Raw genomic sequence first — 18,333 nt, 5'->3', positions numbered from 1 at the left:
CGGCGTGTCGCCTGGACGCTTTAGGCGTATGAGAGGGTCAGGGTTGGGCGGATAAATCGCCGGGAGGTGTCGCTGACGCCAACTGATGCAGCAGCGCCTTGTCGAGCGTGATCAAGGCCTGCTCGACCGCCAGTCGCGCAGGAAGGATGATGTCGGCTGAGGCCCTCTCCTGGCAGAGCTGTTCGAGGTGTTCGCAGTGTTCGATCAATGGCATCGCCTTGATGATCCTGGCGGCGCCTTTTATGCGGTGCGCGATCTCGATGAGCGCCGACAGGTCCTGCCCTTGCGCGGCTTTCTGCAGTTCCAACCGATCAAGGCGATTACTTTTCAGCAACTCGTTCAACAAGCGGCTGACCAGGCTGGGATCACCACCGGTCATGGCGTCCAGCCCCCGGAGGTCGAATGGGTCGTTGGTGCGCTGCGATTGCAGGTTGGCCAGGCGCTCGTGCAGGGCGGCGAGGCTGATGGGCTTGAAGAGGCAATCATCCATGCCCGCCGCCAGGCAGCGCGTGCGTTCTTCCTGCTGGGCATTGGCGGTGAAACCGAACACCTGGCAATGGGGGAGTTGGTTGAGGCGTTCGTGTTCGCGGATGGCCCTGGTCAGGTCGTAGCCATTCATCACGGGCATATTGCAGTCGGCGATTACCAGGTCAAAGGTTCCGGCCATCCATTTATCCAGGCCGGCCCGGCCGTTTTCAGCGATCTCGCACAAGTGGCCGATAAAGCCCAGTTGCTGGCACATCAGCAGGCGGTTGGCGGGATGATCGTCGACTACCAGCACGCTCAGAGTTTGTTGGGTGGTCAGGGTGGGCGGGGCGATAGCGGGTGTGGGGGGCGGGCTTGTCAGGCGTTCCAGGGCTAACGCGACGGTGACCTGGGTGCCGACGCCGAGCGTGCTGTGCAGCGCCAGGGTACCGCCCATCATTTCGCACAGGCTACGGCAGATCACCAGGCCCAGACCGGCCCCGCTTCTGGCCAACTGGCCGCTGTTGTCGGCCTGGGCAAAAGGCTGGAACAGGTGCTGCTGGTCTTCCTGGCTGATCCCGATACCGCCGTCCTGGACCTTGAGCTCCAGCTGGACATTCTCGGACGTGGTGCACTCTGTCAGGCTGATTTTCACGGTGATCTGCCCGCGCTCGGTGAACTTGATGGCATTGCTGATCAGATTGGACAGGATCTGCTTGAAGCGCAGCGGATCCAGCAGGACATCTTCCGTGCCGTGGGCCGGATTGAACTCCAACTGCAGCGTCAGGCTTTTCTGGCGTGCCAGGCCATCGAAGACCCTGACCACCGAACTGACCAGTTCGCGTAGGTTGACCCGCTCCGGTGACAGGCTCAGGCGCCCCGACTCTATCCGGGCGATATCCAGGATATCGCCTATCAGCTCCAGCAAATCGGTGGCCGAGTTGTAGGCAATCTCGATCGAGGGGCGATCGAAATGCCCTTGATCGGCGCGTTTTAATGTCAGCTCCAGCATGCCGATCACTGCATTCATGGGGGTGCGTATTTCATGGCTCATGGTTGCCAGGAAGGTACTTTTGGCTCGGCTGGCTTCATCGGCCAAAGTCTTGGCCACGCGCATCTTTTCGATCAGTTGGCGGCGTTCGCTGATATCGACCCAGCCGCCGATAATGCCCTGGATCTCACCCAGGGAGTCGCGATAAGGCAGGATCCAGTGGTAGATCGTCAGTGTGCGCGTGCCCACCCGCAGGGGACGATCGGTTATCTGCGGGGTACCGTCCTTGAGTACACGCTGATAGTCAGCCTGGTACTGCAGTGCTTCGAGTTCACCATGCAGGGCGCTGTCGATGACGTCCTTGCCGATAACGTCTTCCCGGGCGACGGAAAAAGTCTTCAGGTAGCTGTCGTTGCAGGTGGTCAGCCGTCCAGCGCAATCGCGGACGTAAATGGGGTGGGGCGTCAGGTTGATCAGGACGTGCATGAACTCGATCTGGTCGTTGAGCGCGCGTTCGGCAATCTGCCTTTGTCGGATCTGCTGGCGCATGTAGGCATTCCAGATCAATGAAAGGCTGAGCAGGAGAGTCGCCGTCCCAATGACCTGGTAGATCAGGCGTGAGTGCTTGCGCCAGTAGTCGTTGGCATCAGGCTTGTAGTTGCTCCAGCGGCTATTGATAAGCTCCATCTCCACGGGGGTAATGCTCAGCAGGGCCTTGTCCAGAAGGGAGCCGAGTTCGTTGGCGGTATCGGCGGTTGCCAGGGTGAACTCTTCCTGATGGGTGCCGACCGTGGCGCTGATGCGCAATGATTCGAATGCGCTGAGCGCGCGGTAGTAATTGGCGAGGAGCAGCGGCGCTACGCTCCCTTCAACCTGATTGTCGGCCAGTAGTTTCGTGGCGCTCAGTATGTCGGGGGTCTCGATCAGGCTGATGTCAGGGTGATGTTCGCGGAGAAAGGTGACCAGAGGGTTGGCCTGGTTGATGGCTATACGCTTTCCGGCCATCTGCTCCAGTGTTGCGGGCGCATCGGCTGTTTTCCTGGTTAGCAGGACAGACGGGCTTTTCAAGTAGGGGCGGGAAAAATCAAGGCGCGTCTGGGGCGCGAGGGCCGGGGTTATGGCCGCAATGATGTCGGCCTGGCGCTGGTCGATCCCCTCTACCATCTGTTGGTCGTTGGAGGCTTGCTGGACCTCGAAGCGCAAACCCGTGCGCATCCTGATCAGTTCCAGCAAGTCGGCACTGATACCGCGAAAGGTGCCTTCGGCGTCAAAGAAGCTCACCGGTGCCAGGTTCTCCGGGGCGAGGACACGCACCACCGGGTGGGCACTCAACCAGTGCTGCTCACGTTTGCTCAAATGCAGTTTCTGGTCCTTGAGCAAGATATCGCTGCCGGGGCTCCAGCGTTTGAGGATACTTTCCTGCTGGCTTGCTGGGGTGGCGGCAAGTGCCTGATTGATCAGTTCCAGCAGTTGCAGATTGTCGTGGCGCACGGCAAAGCTGAAGCCGTTGGCTTCATGCTTGCCGAAGCGGGTCATCTGGATATTGCTGAGTTGGCCCTTGCTGATCACGTAGTGGGCGGAGAGGGTGTCACCAAGAAACACATCGGCCTGTTCGAATGCCACGGCATTCATGGCACTGTGCAATGACGGATAAAGCTGGACGGTCACTGACGGGTAGAGCGCCTTGACCATGTCCATGGGCAGATAGTGATGGAGCATGCTCATGCGCATCTTATGAGGGGGGTCGATCCGCGAGCGAGTTTCATCCTTGCGGGTAACCAGTACCGGCTGGTCCACGGCGTAAGGTGTCGAGAGCCTTATATTCTGGTGGGTTGCCTCGAAGCCATTGGCACTGCCCAGCATATCGATCTCGCCGTCCTCAAGCGCCTGCATTGCCGCAGCCCGTGAGTTGAACCGCAGAACTTCAAGTGGCAGATCAAGGGTCTGGGCGACAATGCCGGCGTAGTCGGCGGTCAAGCCCTCGTAGATACGACCTCTGTTGGTAATGTCGAAAGGAGGGTAGTCAGGTGCCGAGGTACCCAGCACCAACCGACCTCTGTTTTTTAGCCAATGCTGCTGGAGCTCGGTGGGCTCTATGTTCAAGCAGTTGCCATGCTCTCGGCTTAACGCAATGTAGCCACTGGGTGTTGCCGTATCTGCGATTACCAGTGTGCTTAAACATAGGCCCGCCATAAGTAGTAAATAGTCCTTTAACTGCGTGGGCATCCTGTTTCTCACACTAGGGCATTACGTTTGGCTAGTTCTATTAGTTCTACAAGAGTGTCGGCATTTAGTTTTTGCATGAGGCGTTGCTTATAAGTGCTAACGGTTTTGTTGCTGAGAAACATCCCGGTGGCAATTTCCTTGTTTGTCCTGCCTTGGGCGAAGAGCTGCAGGACCATGAGTTCCCGGTCATTGACTGATTTGAGTAACTCTATGTCAGGCGCGGAAAACGCCTCGGTGTTTAATGTGTTTAAGGCCTGGCTGGGAAAATAATTGTAACCAGCTAGCACCGCCTTGATCGCACTGAGCAGTTCGGTGAAGTCTTCCTGTTTGCCGACATAACCCGATGCTCCTGACTGCATGCACCGAATGGCGAAAAGTGCGGGGGATTGTGCGGTGAGTACCAGCGTTTTCAGAGGTGTGCCCATGGCATTGAAGCGGGCGAGGACCTCCAGGCCGTCGAGTTTTGGAATGCCGATATCTAGGATGATCAGGTCTGGAAGACACTCGCGGACCATCTGCATGGCGTCCACGCCGTTATCGGTTTCGCCGACGACTTCATAACCTTCATGCTCAAGTAACATGCGTACTGCAAGACGAATGACTGGGTGGTCGTCGATAATAAAAACCGAGCTCATAAAGAAATCCCATACAGCTGTAATAAGGTGCAAACCTTAGCTCAGATAGATGCAAGGGCATATGAAGGCTTTTCGCAAAAAAATCAATATCGGATGTTTCTTACGTTAAACAAAGCTGTTTCTAGCATTGTTGTCATGATTAACGCCTGAAAAGTGCGATATACGAAGTTCCTTGTTACATGTTTATAGGGGGGAGTGTTTTGAGTCGCTGTTTGGGTGGAAAATTTCTGGCTCCTGCAATGAGTTATTCTTCGGTGCAGCAGGGTATTTGCCGTAAGTGTGTCTGAACGTTCGCGTGCTGAATTTCCCACGGTCGTGCAGGAATATGAACGGTTGCTTGGGTAGAGGGCGGGACGAGCTTTCACGGGCGTGCCGATAAACGCATTCGTTGAGCTGTTTCTGCGACAACTGCATCGGTCGCGGGAGCCGGTCCCAGGAGCCGTTTTCAGGCGGCGACCCCGGGCGTTGATGTCAGACTCCTGATTACTGAGGGCTGGAACGGCCGGTCATTTCTCTGGCCATTTCAGTGGCATAGCTGTCGGTCATCCCGGCAATGAAGTCAATCATGCGCAAGAATGAACTATGCAGTGATGCGCTCGGGCTGGGCGCATTATTGCCCAGCAGGTCGAGAATGCGCCGGTTCTTGAACGACGGCGTACGCCCGCCATGCTGCTCCAGAGCTGCACCGCAAAAGGCATTCAGAAGAATTTCCAGGGTGGTGTAGGCGCCAATCTCGTGCAGGGTCTTGCGCTTGTCCTGAAAGATCTTCTGGCGAGCGATATCCTTGGCATCCAGCACGCAGCGTTTGGCCGGACCGTGCATGTGCTCGACCAGATCACCGGGCAGGGTTCCCGCCAGCAAGGCATCCTGTTGCTCGACGAACGCGCGAGCGGCAGCGTTGGTCAGGTGTTCGATGGCCTTGCCCCGCAAGATAGCCAACTTGCGCCGTCGCGAATCGCCCGGCCCCAGTTGCCGGTAGGTCTCGGGCAGGTCGTCGCCGACCAGGCCGAGGAGCAGTGACTCCACTTCGCTATAGTCGAGCAGGTCCATTTCCAGGCCGTCTTCAAGGTCGATCAGCGCGTAGCAGATGTCGTCGGCGGCTTCCATCAGGTAGACCAGCGGGTGACGTGCCCACCGCTGCTCCTCAAGCTGCGGGAGGCCGAGCTTGTGGGCGATCTGCTCGAGAATCGGCAGCTCACTCTGGTAGCAACCGAACTTGTGCTTTTTGTAGCCCAGGGAGTCGGCATGGCGGGCCGTCCATGGGTACTTCAGGTAAGTACCGAGGGTGGCGTAGGTCAGGCGGGTGCCGCCGTCGAACTGATGATATTCAAGCTGGGTCAGCACCCGAAAACCCTGGGCATTGCCCTCGAAGTTGAGGAAGTCATTGCGTTCGGCTTCACTCATGGCGTCCAGCCAGCCCCGGCCCGCGGCTTGTTGGAACCAGTGGCGGATCGCATCTTCGCCGGAGTGGCCAAAAGGTGGGTTGCCAATATCGTGGGCCAGGCAGGCCGACTGTACGACCATCCCCAGATCGCTTGGATCACACCAATCCGGCAGTGCACTGCGCAGGGTTTCACCGACGCGCATGCCGAGGGAGCGGCCGACGCAACTGACTTCCAGGGAGTGGGTCAGGCGGGTATGGATATGGTCGTTGCTGGTCACCGGGTGGACCTGAGTCTTGCGGCCCAGGCGGCGAAAGGCGCCGGAGAAGATGATCCGGTCGTGGTCCTTGTGGAAGGGGCTGCGGCCCAGCTCTTCGGAGCTGTGCAGGGGTTTGCCGAGACGTTCGCGGGTAAGCAGGGTAGGCCAATCCAAGGCGGGGATTCTCCGTAGGGTGACTGGATAGCCCCAGCTTCGTGTTTCACGCTCATTGTCGCAAGGGCTTATAGCCCGGCAGCGTCGATATCGATCAGCAACAGGCGCTGGCCATTGTCGAAAAACTGCCCGGCCGTCAGGCAATACTGGTTGCTGGTGGCGTCGCGATAGGTGTTGGACAGGGTCAGTCGCCGTTCCTCCCAGCCTTCGGCAAGCAGGTGGTAGAAGTACGGCCGCCATGACCAGTTGTGGCCGACATAGCTGTCATCGGCATGCCAGGCATTGTCGCGCCATTCCAGGTTCGGCGTCAGTTGGGTGCCGTGCCGGTCGCATTGGTAGAAACGCAGCAGCCAGGGGAATGCATCCGGCTGGGGAAGTTGCTCGAGTGGTGCTTGGGTACTGGCCCATTGCTGCAGAAGTTGCATCAGCTCGCCGAGTTGCTGGCGCAGCACCATCATCTGAGCACGCTCGCCGAGTTTTTTTTGCACATAACGCTGACGCAACAGAGCAAAGCGCTCGACGAAAGCGTCGGGGGCGAAGAAGGCCTGTTCGGCCCTGGCGAATAGAAAGCCCTGTACATAGCGTGAGCCACATTCCAGGGCGAAATCCAGTTCGGCTTCGGTCTCCACACCTTCGGCAATGATCCAGCAGCCGGTTTTCTCCGCCATCTGTGCGAGGGCCTTGACCACTTCGCTGCTTGGACCGCCCCGGGCCGCCGCCTGGAACAGGCGCATGTCGAGCTTGAGAATATCGGGCTGCAGGGCCAGGACGCGGTCGAGCTGGGAATACCCGGCGCCAAAATCATCGATGGCGATACGCGCGCCGACTTGCCGATAGCGACTGACAACGTCGGCCAGCCGCTGGATATCGCCACCCAGCTCGGTAATTTCAAAGACTATGCGCCGTGGGTCGACGCCATGTTGGTGCAATTGCTTGAGGCTGGGCAGTGCCTGGCCTGCGCGCAGGCGGCTGATCCAGCGGGGCGAAATATTGAGACTGAGAAACCAGTCGGCTGGCGCTTCATGCAAGCGTGCCAAGGCGTCGTCGCGCAACTGCCGATCAAGGCGCCGCAGGGCGGCCGGTGGCGTTTTCGGGTCGGCGAACAGGGGGCCGACGCTACTCAGTTGGCCGTTCTCCTGGCGTAGTCGGCCCAAGGCTTCGATGCCAGCGATGCGGCCGGTGGCGGTATCGATGAACGGCTGAAAACAGGCGAGAGGTTGCCCATCGAACACGGAGACTCCTTAGTGATTCTTGTTGGTTTTGGTACTGCTGCGCAGGTCGGCAGGCAGCAGCGCAAAGTCTCTGGAGTGGGGCTCCAGGCTTTGCGCCCAAACACTTTGCAAGAACACAGCCAGAATCCGACCGTTCAGTTTTTTCGCATCGCCAGTTTGATCAGTGGCAACAAACTGGTTCCCAACTGGACTATCCGGGCCAAGCCGCCGCCTTTGGCCCCCTTGCCGGACAGGAAGCCCAACAGGGTAACGATGCCGATGCCCCAGAGCGGTGCGTGCTTGATACCCAGGCTTTGCTGCCAGTGACTGGCCAGGCCCCGTGCCCGGTTCAGCGGTTGCAGCAGCTCCCGGGATTCATGCCGAATCTCCTGGCGGTGCATCTCCATGCGCAAGCGGATCAGGGCCTTGCGCATTTCCTGGCGGCTTTGGTTTCGCGGAATTTCAGGCAGGCTCATGGCAGCAGTCGCTCGCGGTCGTTGGCCAGTTCTTCGAGGGTGGCACTGAAGGGCGATGATTCGTCGAACACTGCAGATTTCAAGCGCAGGCCGCAGAACAGTGCCGCCAGTGCATAGAAGCCGCAAAGGCCGAGAATCCCGGCCAGCCGGTAGCTATCCCAGACCAGGACCAGCACCAGCGCCGACAGGCCAATCAATAGCAGCAGGGCGAAAACCAGGGCCAGGCCGGCAAACAGCAGCAGGCTGACAGTTCGGGCTTTCTGCTCCTGCAACTCGATCCCGAACAGTTCGACATGGCTGTGCAACAGGCCCAGAAATGCAGCGCCCAGGCGCCGCGGCGAAGAGGCTCCGGTCGCGCCGGAATCGTCGATTGCCATATCAGCGCCGTGTGGCCAGCAGGCCGATCAGGAAGCCCACGCCCGCCGCGATGCCGACCGATTGCCAAGGGTTGGTCTGGACATAGTCTTCAGCGGCAATCACGGCAGCCTGGCCGCGATCGCGCAGCGATTGTTCGGTCAGTTGCAGGGTTTCGCGGGCCTTGAGCAGGCTCTCGTGGATCTGTCCACGCAGTTCGTCGGCCTGCTCACCGGCCAGGGAAGCCGTGTGCTCCAGCAGGCGTTCGGTGTCGCTGACCAGGGCCTGGAAATCCTCCATCAATATCTCTTGAGCAGTCTTTGCTGTTTTGCGGGCCATGGTGATCTCCGTGAGTGGCTTGTGAGGGGTTCGAGTGTGGTGTCCCGCCGAAGGTTCAGTGGGATCGCCTGGTACAGCTTTTGCTTTGTGCTGGTGCGCGAGCCGGGAGGCCTGCGCGGTATTCGGGCGTGGAATGGCCCGTAGCCGTGAAAACCTTACCTTAAATATTCGAAACGAGCGCAAATAAACCCAGCGACCATTTGCCCTATCGTCCCTGTTGCGCCAATTCGGTTCGTCGCCGTCTCGGGTTGCGCCAAACCAGTGCGAAGTGGTCCGGTCTGGATGCCTTTTCCCTGATCTCAGGTCTGCCCAATCCATGGAAAATCTGCAAAGTGCTGTGGACACCCTGGTTCACAGTTCCAATACCCTGTTTATCCTGATCGGTGCGGTCATGGTTCTGGCCATGCACGCCGGCTTTGCTTTTCTTGAGGTCGGTACGGTCCGGCAGAAGAATCAGGTCAACGCCTTGTCGAAAATCCTCAGCGACTTTGCCGTCTCGGCACTGGCCTATTTCTTTATAGGCTATTGGATTTCGTACGGCGTGCATTTTCTGCAGCCGGCCGCCGTGCTGAGCGCCGACCATGGTTATGGCCTGGTGAAGTTCTTCTTTCTGCTGACGTTCGCGGCGGCGATTCCGGCGATTATTTCCGGTGGGATCGCCGAGCGTGCGCGTTTTGCGCCGCAACTCTGCGCCACGGCGCTGATCGTGGCCTTTATCTATCCCTTTTTCGAAGGTGTGGTCTGGAATGGCAATTTTGGCGTCCAGGCCTGGTTGGCGGCGCACTTTGGTGCCGGCTTCCATGACTTTGCCGGCTCCGTGGTGGTCCATGCCATGGGCGGCTGGCTGGCGCTGGCGGCCGTGTTGTTGCTGGGCCCGCGACAGGGACGTTATCGAGACGGGCGGTTGGTCGCTTTTGCGCCGTCGAGTATTCCGTTTCTGGCCCTGGGTTCGTGGATTCTGATCGTCGGCTGGTTCGGCTTCAATGTGATGAGCGCCCAGACCTTGCAGGCCGTCAGCGGGCTGGTGGCGGTCAATTCATTGATGGCGATGGTCGGCGGGACGGTCGCCGCGCTGATTGTCGGGCGCAATGACCCGGGCTTCCTGCATAACGGCCCGCTGGCTGGGTTGGTGGCGATTTGTGCGGGCTCAGACCTGATGCATCCGGTGGGCGCGCTGATGACCGGGCTGATCGCGGGCGGCCTGTTTGTCTGGTGCTTTATCGCAGCCCAGGGCCAATGGAAGATCGACGACGTGCTGGGGGTCTGGCCGCTGCACGGGTTGTGTGGTGCCTGGGGGGGAATCGCCTGCGGGATTTTTGGCCAGGATGTGCTGGGTGGGTTGGGGGGCGTCAGCCTGATCAGTCAGGTGATTGGCACCGGGCTGGGGGTGCTAGTGGCGCTGTTGGGCGGCTTCGCGGTCTACGGCCTGATCAAGGGCTGCACCGGCTTGCGCTTGAGCCAGGAGCAGGAGTACTACGGCGCCGACCTGTCGATTCACAAGATCGGCGCCATCAGCCAGGACTGAGGCGTTGGTCCAGCGAGCGCGCTACTGGCCACCCAGCAGGCGCGACTCACAGGCCTCGATGGCCGCCAGCGGGCCGGACATCAGTACGGTATCCCCGGGCTGCAGGGGCGCACGGGTGTCCAGCGCCAGTTCCTGGCTGCCCCGGTGCAGGCCCTGAACCTCGACGCCCATTTTCTCCAGGGCCAGGGCATCGAGTGTCTGGCCGCAGGCATGGGCATCGCCACTCAGGTTGACCGCATGCATCAGCGTCTTGGGCTGGCCCTGGCTGTCCAGCAGGTTGCTTTGGGCGCCGTGGTAGAAGCCGTGCAGCAGGCGATAGCGCGTATGGCGCACCTCATCGACCTTGGCTTGGACCTGGCGCTCGGGCACGCCCAGCATGATCAGTGCATGGGAGGCGAGCATCAGGCTCGATTCCAGCAGTTCAGGCACCACTTCCGTAGCGCCGGCGGCCTTGAGTTCGGCGTGCTGGCTGTCATCGCGGGTGCGGACCAGGATCGGTACCTGGGCATTGAGGTGCCGTGCAGCCCTGAGCACCTCCATGGCGACATCGGTCTTGTCCACGGCCACCACCAGCAGGCGAGCGCGCTCCAGGCCGACGGCGGCGAGCAATTCGCCGCGGCGTGAATCGCCGTAGTGCACGTTGCTCTCGCCCGCAGCGGCTTCCTGCACGCGGACCGGATCATCGTCCAGCGCGATAAAACGCAGTTGCTCGCGGCGCAGGAATCGGCCGATGGATTGGCCCACGCGGCCGTAACCGCAGATCACCACGTGGCCGTTCAGCTCGGCGCTGATCGCGGCGATTTCGTCGAGCTGGGCTTCCTGGTTTGGTTTGCGGTGCAGGCGTGCCGCCACTTTTGGCGCGGCGCGCAGCAGCAGTGGCGTCAGGAGCATCGAGCAGAAGGTCGCGGCCAGCAGCAGGCCGCTGATGGAGTCCGGCATCAATTTGTTCTGTTGCATCTGGGCCATCAGGGCAAAGCAGAATTCACCGCCCTGGGCCAGGGCCAGACCGCTACGCCAGGCGGTTTCGCTGTCCTTGCCACGCAGCTTGAGCAGCAGGGCGACCACGCCGCCTTTGAGCAGGAGCAGGCCCAGCGTCAGGCCAAGTATGAGCAGGCCATGGCTGGCAAACAGTTCCAGGTCGATCAGCATGCCGATGCTGACGAAGAACAGCCCGAGCAGGATGTCGCGGAACGGGCGGATATCGGCTTCGATCTGATGACGGTAATGGCTTTCGCCCAGCAGCATGCCGGCGAGGAAGGCTCCCAGCGCCGGGGACAGGCCGAGCAAGTGGGTCAGCCAGGCCGTGAGCAGAACAATAACCAGCGCCAACAGGACGAACAGTTCGGCGGAGTGGGAGGCCGCGACTTCATGGAACAGGCGTGGCAGCAGCAAGCGACTGGCCAGCAGCAAGCCGACAAACAGCAGCACGGTCTTGCCCAGGGTGATCGGCAGTGCCCAGTACCAGGCTTGATCGCTACTGCCGGCGAACACGGGAACGAGTGTCAGCAGCAGGACCGCGACCACATCTTGGAACAACAGCACGCCAATCGCGTTTTGCCCGTGGGTGCTGAAAATTTCGCCAAGGCTGGTCAGTTCCTTGCTCACGATGGCGGTAGAAGACAGGGCGAGGCCAGCACCCAGTAGCAGGGCCGCGTTGGCGGGTACGCCAAAGGCGTAGAGCAGGCCGCCGAGCAGCGCGCTGGAGCACAGTACCTGCAGGCTGCCCAGGCCGAACACTACGCGCCGCAGGGCGAGCATTTTCGAGAGGGAGAACTCCAGCCCCAGGGAAAACAGCAAAAACACCACGCCCAGCTCTGCAAGGTCCGGCAGCGCCTCATTTTCGTTCACCCAGTGAAATGCCTTGGGGCCGACCAGCAGGCCGACGCACAGGTAGCCGAGCACCGGCGGCAGGCGCAGGCGGCGGAACAGGGCAATCACCACCAGTGATGAGGCGAGGATGATCAACAGGTTTGCAAACACAAGCGTCTCCGGACAGGATCAATCGACAAAAAAACCACCATCATCGTGCAACTCGGCAGCCCGAATCATGATCGGGATCAGGGTTTTCGCACAAGGCCATCTTTAGCCTGCAACACTGGTCGACGCTAGGCCGGGTGCGGCTTAAAATGCATGCCTGTTCGATGCTCAGGTATTTGTGTCATGTCCCCGGAATGTCAGCTGTTCGGTACTCTTGGTTGCCACCTTTGCGAGCTCGCGGAAGCGCAACTGATGCCGCTGGTCGAGCACGGCCTGCTGGTGGAGTTGGTGGATATTGCCGAAGACGGGCCGGGGCTGGTCGAGGCTTACGGCCTGCGCATTCCGGTGTTGCGGCGCATGGATACGGGCGCGGAGTTGAACTGGCCGTTCGATGCCGAACAGGTCGTCGCTTTCCTTGGTTGATCGAGATCCCCAAGTCGATTTCGCCTGTGTACGCAATGCCCCTGTCTAATTTCTTGGCGGGACATTCGTTTTTCGTTTACTGTATGCATGTACAGTTATCGAGTTGTCCTGTGTGCCTCTGACCGTTTCTGGCGCAGCAGACGCTGCTGGCGTCATTTCCCTTGTGGCCAGGCAATCGATGACCCGAATCATCATCGGTGGCAAAACTGGTGAACGAGAGAAGAGGGCCGCACGATGGTCAATGTCGAACAACTGAAAAACAGCGTCAATCGCATGTCCACCGATGTCATCAGCGAGGCAGTGCTGGAGTTGCGCCTGGATGGCCTGGTCACTGAAGGCAAGACGCCCTTTAACAAGGTGCACTTCAATACCTGTTTTGCGGAAATCGAAGCCTTGTTCCAGCGTGCCGGTTATCACCGCGCCCTCGATGTGGTGGGTTATCAGGGCCTGCTCTATGCCCTGTATGACCCGGGTCGCTGGGAGGCTGTCGAGGTGCTGCGCTGGTTGAAGGAGTTTACCGAGGCGCGCGGGATGACCAACAAGGCATCGCTGCGCGGTTGATCTGGCCGGTTGATCGCGACGTTCGTGACGGCCCGCAACCCTTGGCGGATAATGCCGACCCGCATCGATGGCCAGAGCCTTTCCATGAGCACCCGCGTTTTTTCTGCAGCACACTCCCAGGCCAGTACTCTTTACCTGCCGCCCGGTGCCTGGCCAACGGTGCTGGAGTGCCTGTGCGCGCATTTTCACGCGATCAGTCGCGAGCAGTGGCTGGATCGCTTTGCCAGGGGCCGGGTTCTGGATGCCGACGGGCAGCCGATGAGCCCTCAGCAGCCTTATCGCGAAGGGTTGCGCGTGCACTATTTTCGCGAGGTGCCGAACGAGGCGCCGATTCCGGTGACCGAAACGATCCTCTATGCCGATGAACATATTGTGGTGGCGGACAAGCCGCATTTTCTGCCTGTTACCCCAGCCGGTGAGTATGTCGAGCACACCCTGCTGCGCCGCCTGATCCGGCGTCTGGATAATCCCCATCTGGTGCCCCTGCACCGCATCGACCGGCATACCGCCGGGCTGGTGCTGTTCTCGGCCAACCCCGAGTCCCGTTCCGCCTATCAATCGCTGTTCCCCACCCGACAGATCGAAAAACGCTACGAAGCCATTGCCCGAGCGTTGCCCGAACTGGAGTTTCCGCGCGTGCACAAGAGTCGGCTAGTGGCCGGGGAACCGTTCTTTCGGATGCAGGAGGGGGCGGGGGCAAGCAATACCGAGACGGCAGTGGCCGTAAGTGAGCGTAACGGCGAGTGGTGGCGTTATGCGCTTTACCCGGTCACGGGCAAGAAGCATCAGTTGCGGGTGCATATGGCGGCGCTGGGGGCGGCGATTCAAAACGACCCGTTTTATCCTCAGGTCCTCAAGGACGCCGAGGATGATTATGCCAATCCATTGAAGCTGCTGGCTCAGGGTTTGCGTTTTACCGATCCATTGAGCGGGGTAGAGCGCCAGTTTACAAGTTCGATCACACTGCAATGGTAAAGGGCCGCGGCGATTTCGCTTCGCCGCGGCCCAGGGTTTTTACAGCTCTTTGACGGTGCGGACCTGATCCTTGTTGATCTTGGTGCGCTTGCCATCCAGTTGTTCGAATTCGTAGAAGCCGGTGTCGGAGTCAAACTTGGGGGAGTCCACCGTCTGCAGTTCACGACCGTCATTGAGGGTGATGACTGATGGCGAAGAGCAGCCGGCGAGGGTGGCAAGGCCCGCTGCGAGCAGAAGGGTGGCAAGGATCCGATGCGTCATGGTCTTTCTCCATTAATGGGCGTTTTGATAACTGTCCTTGAGACGTATACATCCTCGGCAAGTTCCTTGCCTAGTGTCAATCTGACACAGCTTGCGCCTGCTGTAACAGCTCCGGGGTATTGAGGTTGGCCAGGCGCGGATCGTAGGCCCGGCACTGCAGGGCCTGGGCACCGATCTGGCGCATGAGCCTCCCCGGGCTACGCTCGCCTGCTTGCCAGGCCGTTTCAAAGGCCTCGCAAAGTGCCGTCGGAATTACGCAGATCAGCGGCTCCCAGTGTTCGCCGTGGCGCAACATCAGCGGTTTTTCGGGCTGGCATGCAGCGCTTTCAAGCAGGGTACGAATCAAATCGGCGTCGATGCCCGGTACATCGCAGGGCAGCACCAGCAAATGCGCATGGCGCGCGGCTAGCAAACCCGCACGGATGCCCGCCAGGGGGCCGGGAAAATCATCACTGTCGTCATGCACCAGGCGGTCGGCATAGGCAGCATAGATATCGTGATTGCGGTTGCAGGAAATGATCAACTCGTCGCTAAACGGGCGCACCGTCTTGTGCAACTGGGCAATCAACGGCTGGCCATGCCAGGCCAGCAGGCCCTTGTCCTGGCCGCCCATGCGCTGGCCGCGCCCGCCGGCCAGCAGCAGGATGGAACAAGGCAGTAGTGTCGGGTGCATGGGTGTCTCCAGGCGGGCGTTGAAAAGGATCGCTGTGATATAACACCGGCCTGTTTCTCCTACAACCGGACCTCGCCTATGAAAGCCAAGGCTGATGTACCTTTCGCGCCGCTCAATATCGCGGTGCTGACAGTCAGTGACACCCGTACCCTGGACACCGATACCTCCGGGCAAGTCTTTGTCGATCGTCTGACCGCTGCCGGCCACCGTTTGGCTGAAAGGGTGCTGCTCAAGGATGACCTCTACAAGATTCGCGCGCAGGTTGCCCACTGGATCGCCGAGGATGTTGTGCAGGTGGTGTTGATCACTGGCGGCACCGGCTTTACCGGTCGCGACAGCACGCCGGAAGCCGTGAGCTGCCTGCTGGACAAGCTGGTCGATGGCTTTGGCGAGTTGTTCCGACAGATATCCGTGGCCGATATCGGTACCTCGACCGTGCAATCGCGGGCGCTCGCCGGCCTGGCCAATGGCACGCTGGTGTGCTGCCTGCCGGGTTCGACCAACGCGGTGCGCACCGGCTGGGATGGCATTCTGGCCGAGCAGTTGGACTCACGTCATCGCCCGTGCAATTTCGTTCCCCATCTGAAGCAGGCCGCACCCTGTGAATCCCGTGGATAAGCCGGGCAAGTCAGGCGCATTGCTACCGGTTGAAACGGCCCTGGCGCGCCTGCTGGAAATGGCTGAAGCAACGCCGATCCTGGAGCGTGAAGTGCTGCCCCTGGCGCTGGCCGAGGGGCGGGTGCTGGCCGCTGACCTGGTGTCCTCCCTGGATCTGCCGCCCTGGCCGAACAGCGCCATGGATGGCTATGCCCTACGCCTGTCCGATTGGACCGGCGCACCACTGCCGGTCAGCCAGCGTATTTTTGCCGGGCAGGCGCCGCTGCCGTTGGCCGCTGGGACCTGCGCCCGGATCTTTACCGGTGCTCCGGTCCCCGAAGGCGCTGACTGCGTTGAAATGCAGGAAAACGCCGAGGTCCTGGACGATCAGCGCGTGCGCTTTACCGAAGTGCTGCAGGTTGGCCAGAACATCCGTGCGCAAGGCCAGGAAACCACGGTCGGCGAAACGGTACTGGACGCAGGCACGCGCCTGGGGCCGATAGAGCTGGGGCTGGCCGCGTCCCTGGGGTGCGCGCAGTTGGAAGTGGTGCGCAAGGTGCGCGTGGCGGTGTTGTCCACTGGCGACGAGTTGATTGAGCCTGGCCAGGCACTGGGTCCCGGGCAGATTTATAACAGCAATCGGGTTTTGCTCTGTGGCTGGCTGCAGCGCCTAGGGTGTGAAGTGGTGGATGCCGGCATCCTCCCCGATGACTTGCCGACGACCCGTCAGCGCCTCGCGGAGCTGGGCGATGTCGATTTGATCCTGTCCACCGGCGGTGTGTCGGTGGGTGAAGCGGACTTCCTGGGGATCGCCTTGCGTGAAGAGGGTGAACTGGCGCTCTGGAAGCTGGCGATAAAGCCGGGCAAGCCGCTGACCTTCGGGCATTTCCGTGCGGTGCCGGTGATTGGCCTGCCGGGTAACCCGGCTTCGACCCTGGTGACTTTTGCCCTGTTGGCCCGCCCCTATCTGCTGCGTCGCCAGGGCGTGCAGGCGGTGCGGCCGCTGCAGTTTCAGGTGCCGGCCGGTTTTGTCTGGAGCAAGCCAGGCAATCGGCGCGAATACTTGCGTGGGCGCCTCGAGCAAGGCCGTGCGGTGATTTATCGCAACCAGAGCTCCGGCGTGCTGCGTAGCGCCGCCTGGGCCGAAGGACTGGTGGAAGTGCTTGAAGAGCGGACGCTGGTCGAGGGGGACTGGGTCAACTTCATTCCCCTGAGCGAAGTGCTCGGCTAGGGCGCTAGCCGGGTCATGGATCGACCCGGCCGTAGGCGTCGGTAAAGCGCTCTATATCGTCTTCGCCCAGGTAATCGCCGCTCTGCACTTCGATGATCACCAGGTTGTCGTCGCCAGGGTTGGCCAGGCGATGACGCTGACCTGGGCTGATAAAGGTCGACTCGTGAATGCCGAGGACGAACTGGCGCTCACCGTGAGTGACCTGGGCGAGGCCGCTGACCACGATCCAGTGTTCGCTGCGATGCTGGTGCCGTTGCAGGGACAGCGCGGCGTGCGGATGCACGACCAGCCGCTTGACCTTGAAGCGCGGGCCCTCTTCTAGCACGGTGTAGTTGCCCCAGGGGCAACTGACACTGCGGTGCAGGCGATAGGCCGCATGGCCTTGGTGTTTGAGCTCGCGGGCCAGGTGCCCGACTTCCTGGGTGCGCGAGGCGTCGGCGATCAGCAGCGCATCAGGGGTATCCACAATCACCAGATTGCGCAGCCCAATCGCACCGACCAGACGCTGGGGCGCGTCGATAAAGCAGTGACTCACGTCACGCAGCAGGGTTTCGCCAGTGCATTGGTTGCCCAGGGCATCGCTCGGGCTCAGTTCGCGTACCGCCTCCCAGGAGCCGATATCGCTCCAACCCAGCTCGCAGGGGATCACCGCGACTCGGGAAGAGTGCTCCAGCAGCGCATAGTCAATCGAGATATCCGCGACATCGGTGAAACGGTGACCATCGAGTTCCAGTTGCAGGGGCCCCTCGGCATGGCGTCCGTGGCTGTGGGCGAGGCAGTTTTCCACCGAGGCCAGCAACTGCGGGGCGTGGATGGCCATTTCCTGCAGCAGGGCGTCGACGCGCAGGCAGAGCATGCCGCCATTCCAGAGGTGCCGGGCGCCCTCGAGATAGCCCTGAGCGGTAGCGCGGTCCGGTTTTTCAACGAAGCGCGCGACCTTGAAGCCACCCTGGCCCAGGCTTTCACCTTGCTCGATATAGCCGAAGCCGGTTTCGGCCCGGCTCGGCACCAGGCCGAACGTCACCAGCCAGCCTTGCTCGGCCAGCGAGCGGGCATTCTCCACGGCATTGGCGAAGGCCTGAACGTCATGGATCAGATGGTCTGCGGGCAGCACCAGCAATTGCGTTTCGGGGCCATGGCGCTGGAGCGCGTGCAGGGCGGCGGCAGTGATGGCGGCGGCGGCGTTGCGGCCAAAGGGTTCGAGAATGAAATCCAGCGCCAGCGATGGTGTGTTCAGCGGGCGGTAATCGTCCAGCGTGCGAAAGTACAGATCGCGATGGGTCACGGTCAGCAACCGCTCCACGCCGCGCAGGTGCTGAAGCCGTTGAAAGGTTTTCTGCAGCAGGCTCATGCCATCGGGCAGGCGCATAAAGGGTTTGGGCAAGGCTTCGCGTGATACGGGCCAGAGCCGGGTGCCGGCGCCGCCGGCGATGATGCAGGGAATGAGGGTGCCCATTCGCAGGGTCTCGCAAGTCTGGAGCGCCGCTCGGGCGGCGGGCGCCTGGGGGGCAATGGAAAGTGCGACACGGTAACCCATGCATCCCGAGTTGCTGAGCTTTTTCCACTACGCTGGGGTCAATATCCTCCATCGCGAATCC

17 protein-coding genes are annotated in these 18,333 nt (G+C 60.8%); 6 read left to right on the top strand and 11 right to left on the bottom strand.

Annotated elements, in window-relative coordinates:
* Nucleotides 1-37: 37 nt before the first annotated feature.
* From NPS46_RS00610 to NPS46_RS00580, 7 genes are all read right to left on the bottom strand, one after another.
* Complete coding sequence (locus tag NPS46_RS00610; RefSeq protein ID WP_274104460.1) at nt 38-3,682, bottom strand: transporter substrate-binding domain-containing protein; 3,645 nt, start codon at nt 3,680-3,682, stop codon at nt 38-40.
* A gap of 8 nt (nt 3,683-3,690) precedes the next feature.
* Nucleotides 3,691-4,317: a response regulator transcription factor gene (locus tag NPS46_RS00605; RefSeq protein WP_274104459.1), complete on the bottom strand. Its 627-nt coding sequence runs from the start codon at nt 4,315-4,317 to the stop codon at nt 3,691-3,693.
* Between the two features lie 483 nt (nt 4,318-4,800).
* A complete protein-coding gene (locus NPS46_RS00600) occupies nt 4,801-6,132 on the bottom strand; it encodes a deoxyguanosinetriphosphate triphosphohydrolase (protein ID WP_274104458.1) in 1,332 nt (443 codons plus the stop codon).
* Nucleotides 6,133-6,200: 68 nt separating this feature from the next.
* Nucleotides 6,201-7,364, bottom strand: coding sequence for an EAL domain-containing protein (locus tag NPS46_RS00595; protein WP_274104457.1), 1,164 nt, complete (start codon nt 7,362-7,364; stop codon nt 6,201-6,203).
* A gap of 134 nt (nt 7,365-7,498) precedes the next feature.
* Nucleotides 7,499-7,819 carry a hypothetical protein gene (locus tag NPS46_RS00590; protein ID WP_274104456.1) on the bottom strand — a complete coding sequence of 107 codons (321 nt, stop codon included), beginning with the start codon at nt 7,817-7,819 and terminating at the stop codon, nt 7,499-7,501.
* The gene (locus tag NPS46_RS00585) at nt 7,816-8,196 is read right to left on the bottom strand and encodes a phage holin family protein (RefSeq protein WP_274104455.1); all 381 of its coding nucleotides are present in this window, start codon (nt 8,194-8,196) and stop codon (nt 7,816-7,818) included. Before NPS46_RS00585 ends, NPS46_RS00590 begins: the two co-directional genes overlap by 4 nt.
* A gap of 1 nt (nt 8,197) precedes the next feature.
* Nucleotides 8,198-8,512: a DUF883 family protein gene (locus NPS46_RS00580; RefSeq protein ID WP_274104454.1), complete on the bottom strand. Its 315-nt coding sequence runs from the start codon at nt 8,510-8,512 to the stop codon at nt 8,198-8,200.
* A gap of 316 nt (nt 8,513-8,828) precedes the next feature.
* Between NPS46_RS00580 and NPS46_RS00575 the strand changes: the two genes are divergently transcribed.
* A complete protein-coding gene (locus NPS46_RS00575) occupies nt 8,829-10,037 on the top strand; it encodes an ammonium transporter (protein ID WP_274104453.1) in 1,209 nt (402 codons plus the stop codon).
* Nucleotides 10,038-10,058: 21 nt separating this feature from the next.
* Here the strand turns inward: NPS46_RS00575 and NPS46_RS00570 are convergent, their stop codons facing one another.
* Nucleotides 10,059-12,017 (bottom strand): monovalent cation:proton antiporter family protein, encoded by a 1,959-nt coding sequence (locus NPS46_RS00570; protein WP_274104452.1) that lies wholly within the window; start codon nt 12,015-12,017, stop codon nt 10,059-10,061.
* Between the two features lie 180 nt (nt 12,018-12,197).
* Between NPS46_RS00570 and NPS46_RS00565 the strand changes: the two genes are divergently transcribed.
* From NPS46_RS00565 to NPS46_RS00555, 3 genes are all read left to right on the top strand, one after another.
* Complete coding sequence (locus NPS46_RS00565; protein ID WP_274104451.1) at nt 12,198-12,437, top strand: glutaredoxin family protein; 240 nt, start codon at nt 12,198-12,200, stop codon at nt 12,435-12,437.
* Nucleotides 12,438-12,671: 234 nt separating this feature from the next.
* Nucleotides 12,672-12,998, top strand: a complete 327-nt coding sequence (locus NPS46_RS00560; RefSeq protein WP_274104450.1) for a transcriptional regulator — start codon at nt 12,672-12,674, stop codon at nt 12,996-12,998.
* 84 nt (nt 12,999-13,082) lie between these two features.
* On the top strand, nt 13,083-13,973 hold the full coding sequence (locus tag NPS46_RS00555) for a pseudouridine synthase (RefSeq protein WP_274104449.1): 891 nt from the start codon (nt 13,083-13,085) through the stop codon (nt 13,971-13,973).
* A 39-nt stretch (nt 13,974-14,012) separates the two neighbouring features.
* On the opposite strand, the gene NPS46_RS00550 is transcribed toward NPS46_RS00555, so the two are convergent.
* Together NPS46_RS00550 and mobA are read right to left on the bottom strand one after the other, a co-directional pair.
* Nucleotides 14,013-14,234 carry a YgdI/YgdR family lipoprotein gene (locus NPS46_RS00550; RefSeq protein ID WP_274104448.1) on the bottom strand — a complete coding sequence of 74 codons (222 nt, stop codon included), beginning with the start codon at nt 14,232-14,234 and terminating at the stop codon, nt 14,013-14,015.
* Between the two features lie 76 nt (nt 14,235-14,310).
* Nucleotides 14,311-14,907, bottom strand: a complete 597-nt coding sequence (mobA, locus tag NPS46_RS00545) for a molybdenum cofactor guanylyltransferase MobA (protein ID WP_274104447.1) — start codon at nt 14,905-14,907, stop codon at nt 14,311-14,313.
* A 78-nt stretch (nt 14,908-14,985) separates the two neighbouring features.
* On the opposite strand from mobA, the gene moaB reads away from it, so the two are divergent.
* Both moaB and glp read left to right on the top strand, forming a co-directional pair.
* A complete protein-coding gene (gene moaB / locus NPS46_RS00540; RefSeq protein WP_274104446.1) occupies nt 14,986-15,525 on the top strand; it encodes a molybdenum cofactor biosynthesis protein B in 540 nt (179 codons plus the stop codon).
* Nucleotides 15,509-16,735 carry a gephyrin-like molybdotransferase Glp gene (glp, locus tag NPS46_RS00535; protein ID WP_274104445.1) on the top strand — a complete coding sequence of 409 codons (1,227 nt, stop codon included), beginning with the start codon at nt 15,509-15,511 and terminating at the stop codon, nt 16,733-16,735. The genes moaB and glp overlap by 17 nt, the downstream gene beginning before the upstream one ends.
* A gap of 13 nt (nt 16,736-16,748) precedes the next feature.
* Here the strand turns inward: glp and NPS46_RS00530 are convergent, their stop codons facing one another.
* The gene (locus tag NPS46_RS00530; protein ID WP_274104444.1) at nt 16,749-18,191 is read right to left on the bottom strand and encodes a mannose-1-phosphate guanylyltransferase/mannose-6-phosphate isomerase; all 1,443 of its coding nucleotides are present in this window, start codon (nt 18,189-18,191) and stop codon (nt 16,749-16,751) included.
* Nucleotides 18,192-18,333: the final 142 nt, after the last annotated feature.

The sequence above is a fragment of the Pseudomonas putida genome, from assembly GCF_028682395.1.
Classification (GTDB): domain Bacteria; phylum Pseudomonadota; class Gammaproteobacteria; order Pseudomonadales; family Pseudomonadaceae; genus Aquipseudomonas; species Aquipseudomonas putida_AB.
This window is presented reverse-complemented; position numbering and strand designations above follow the sequence as displayed.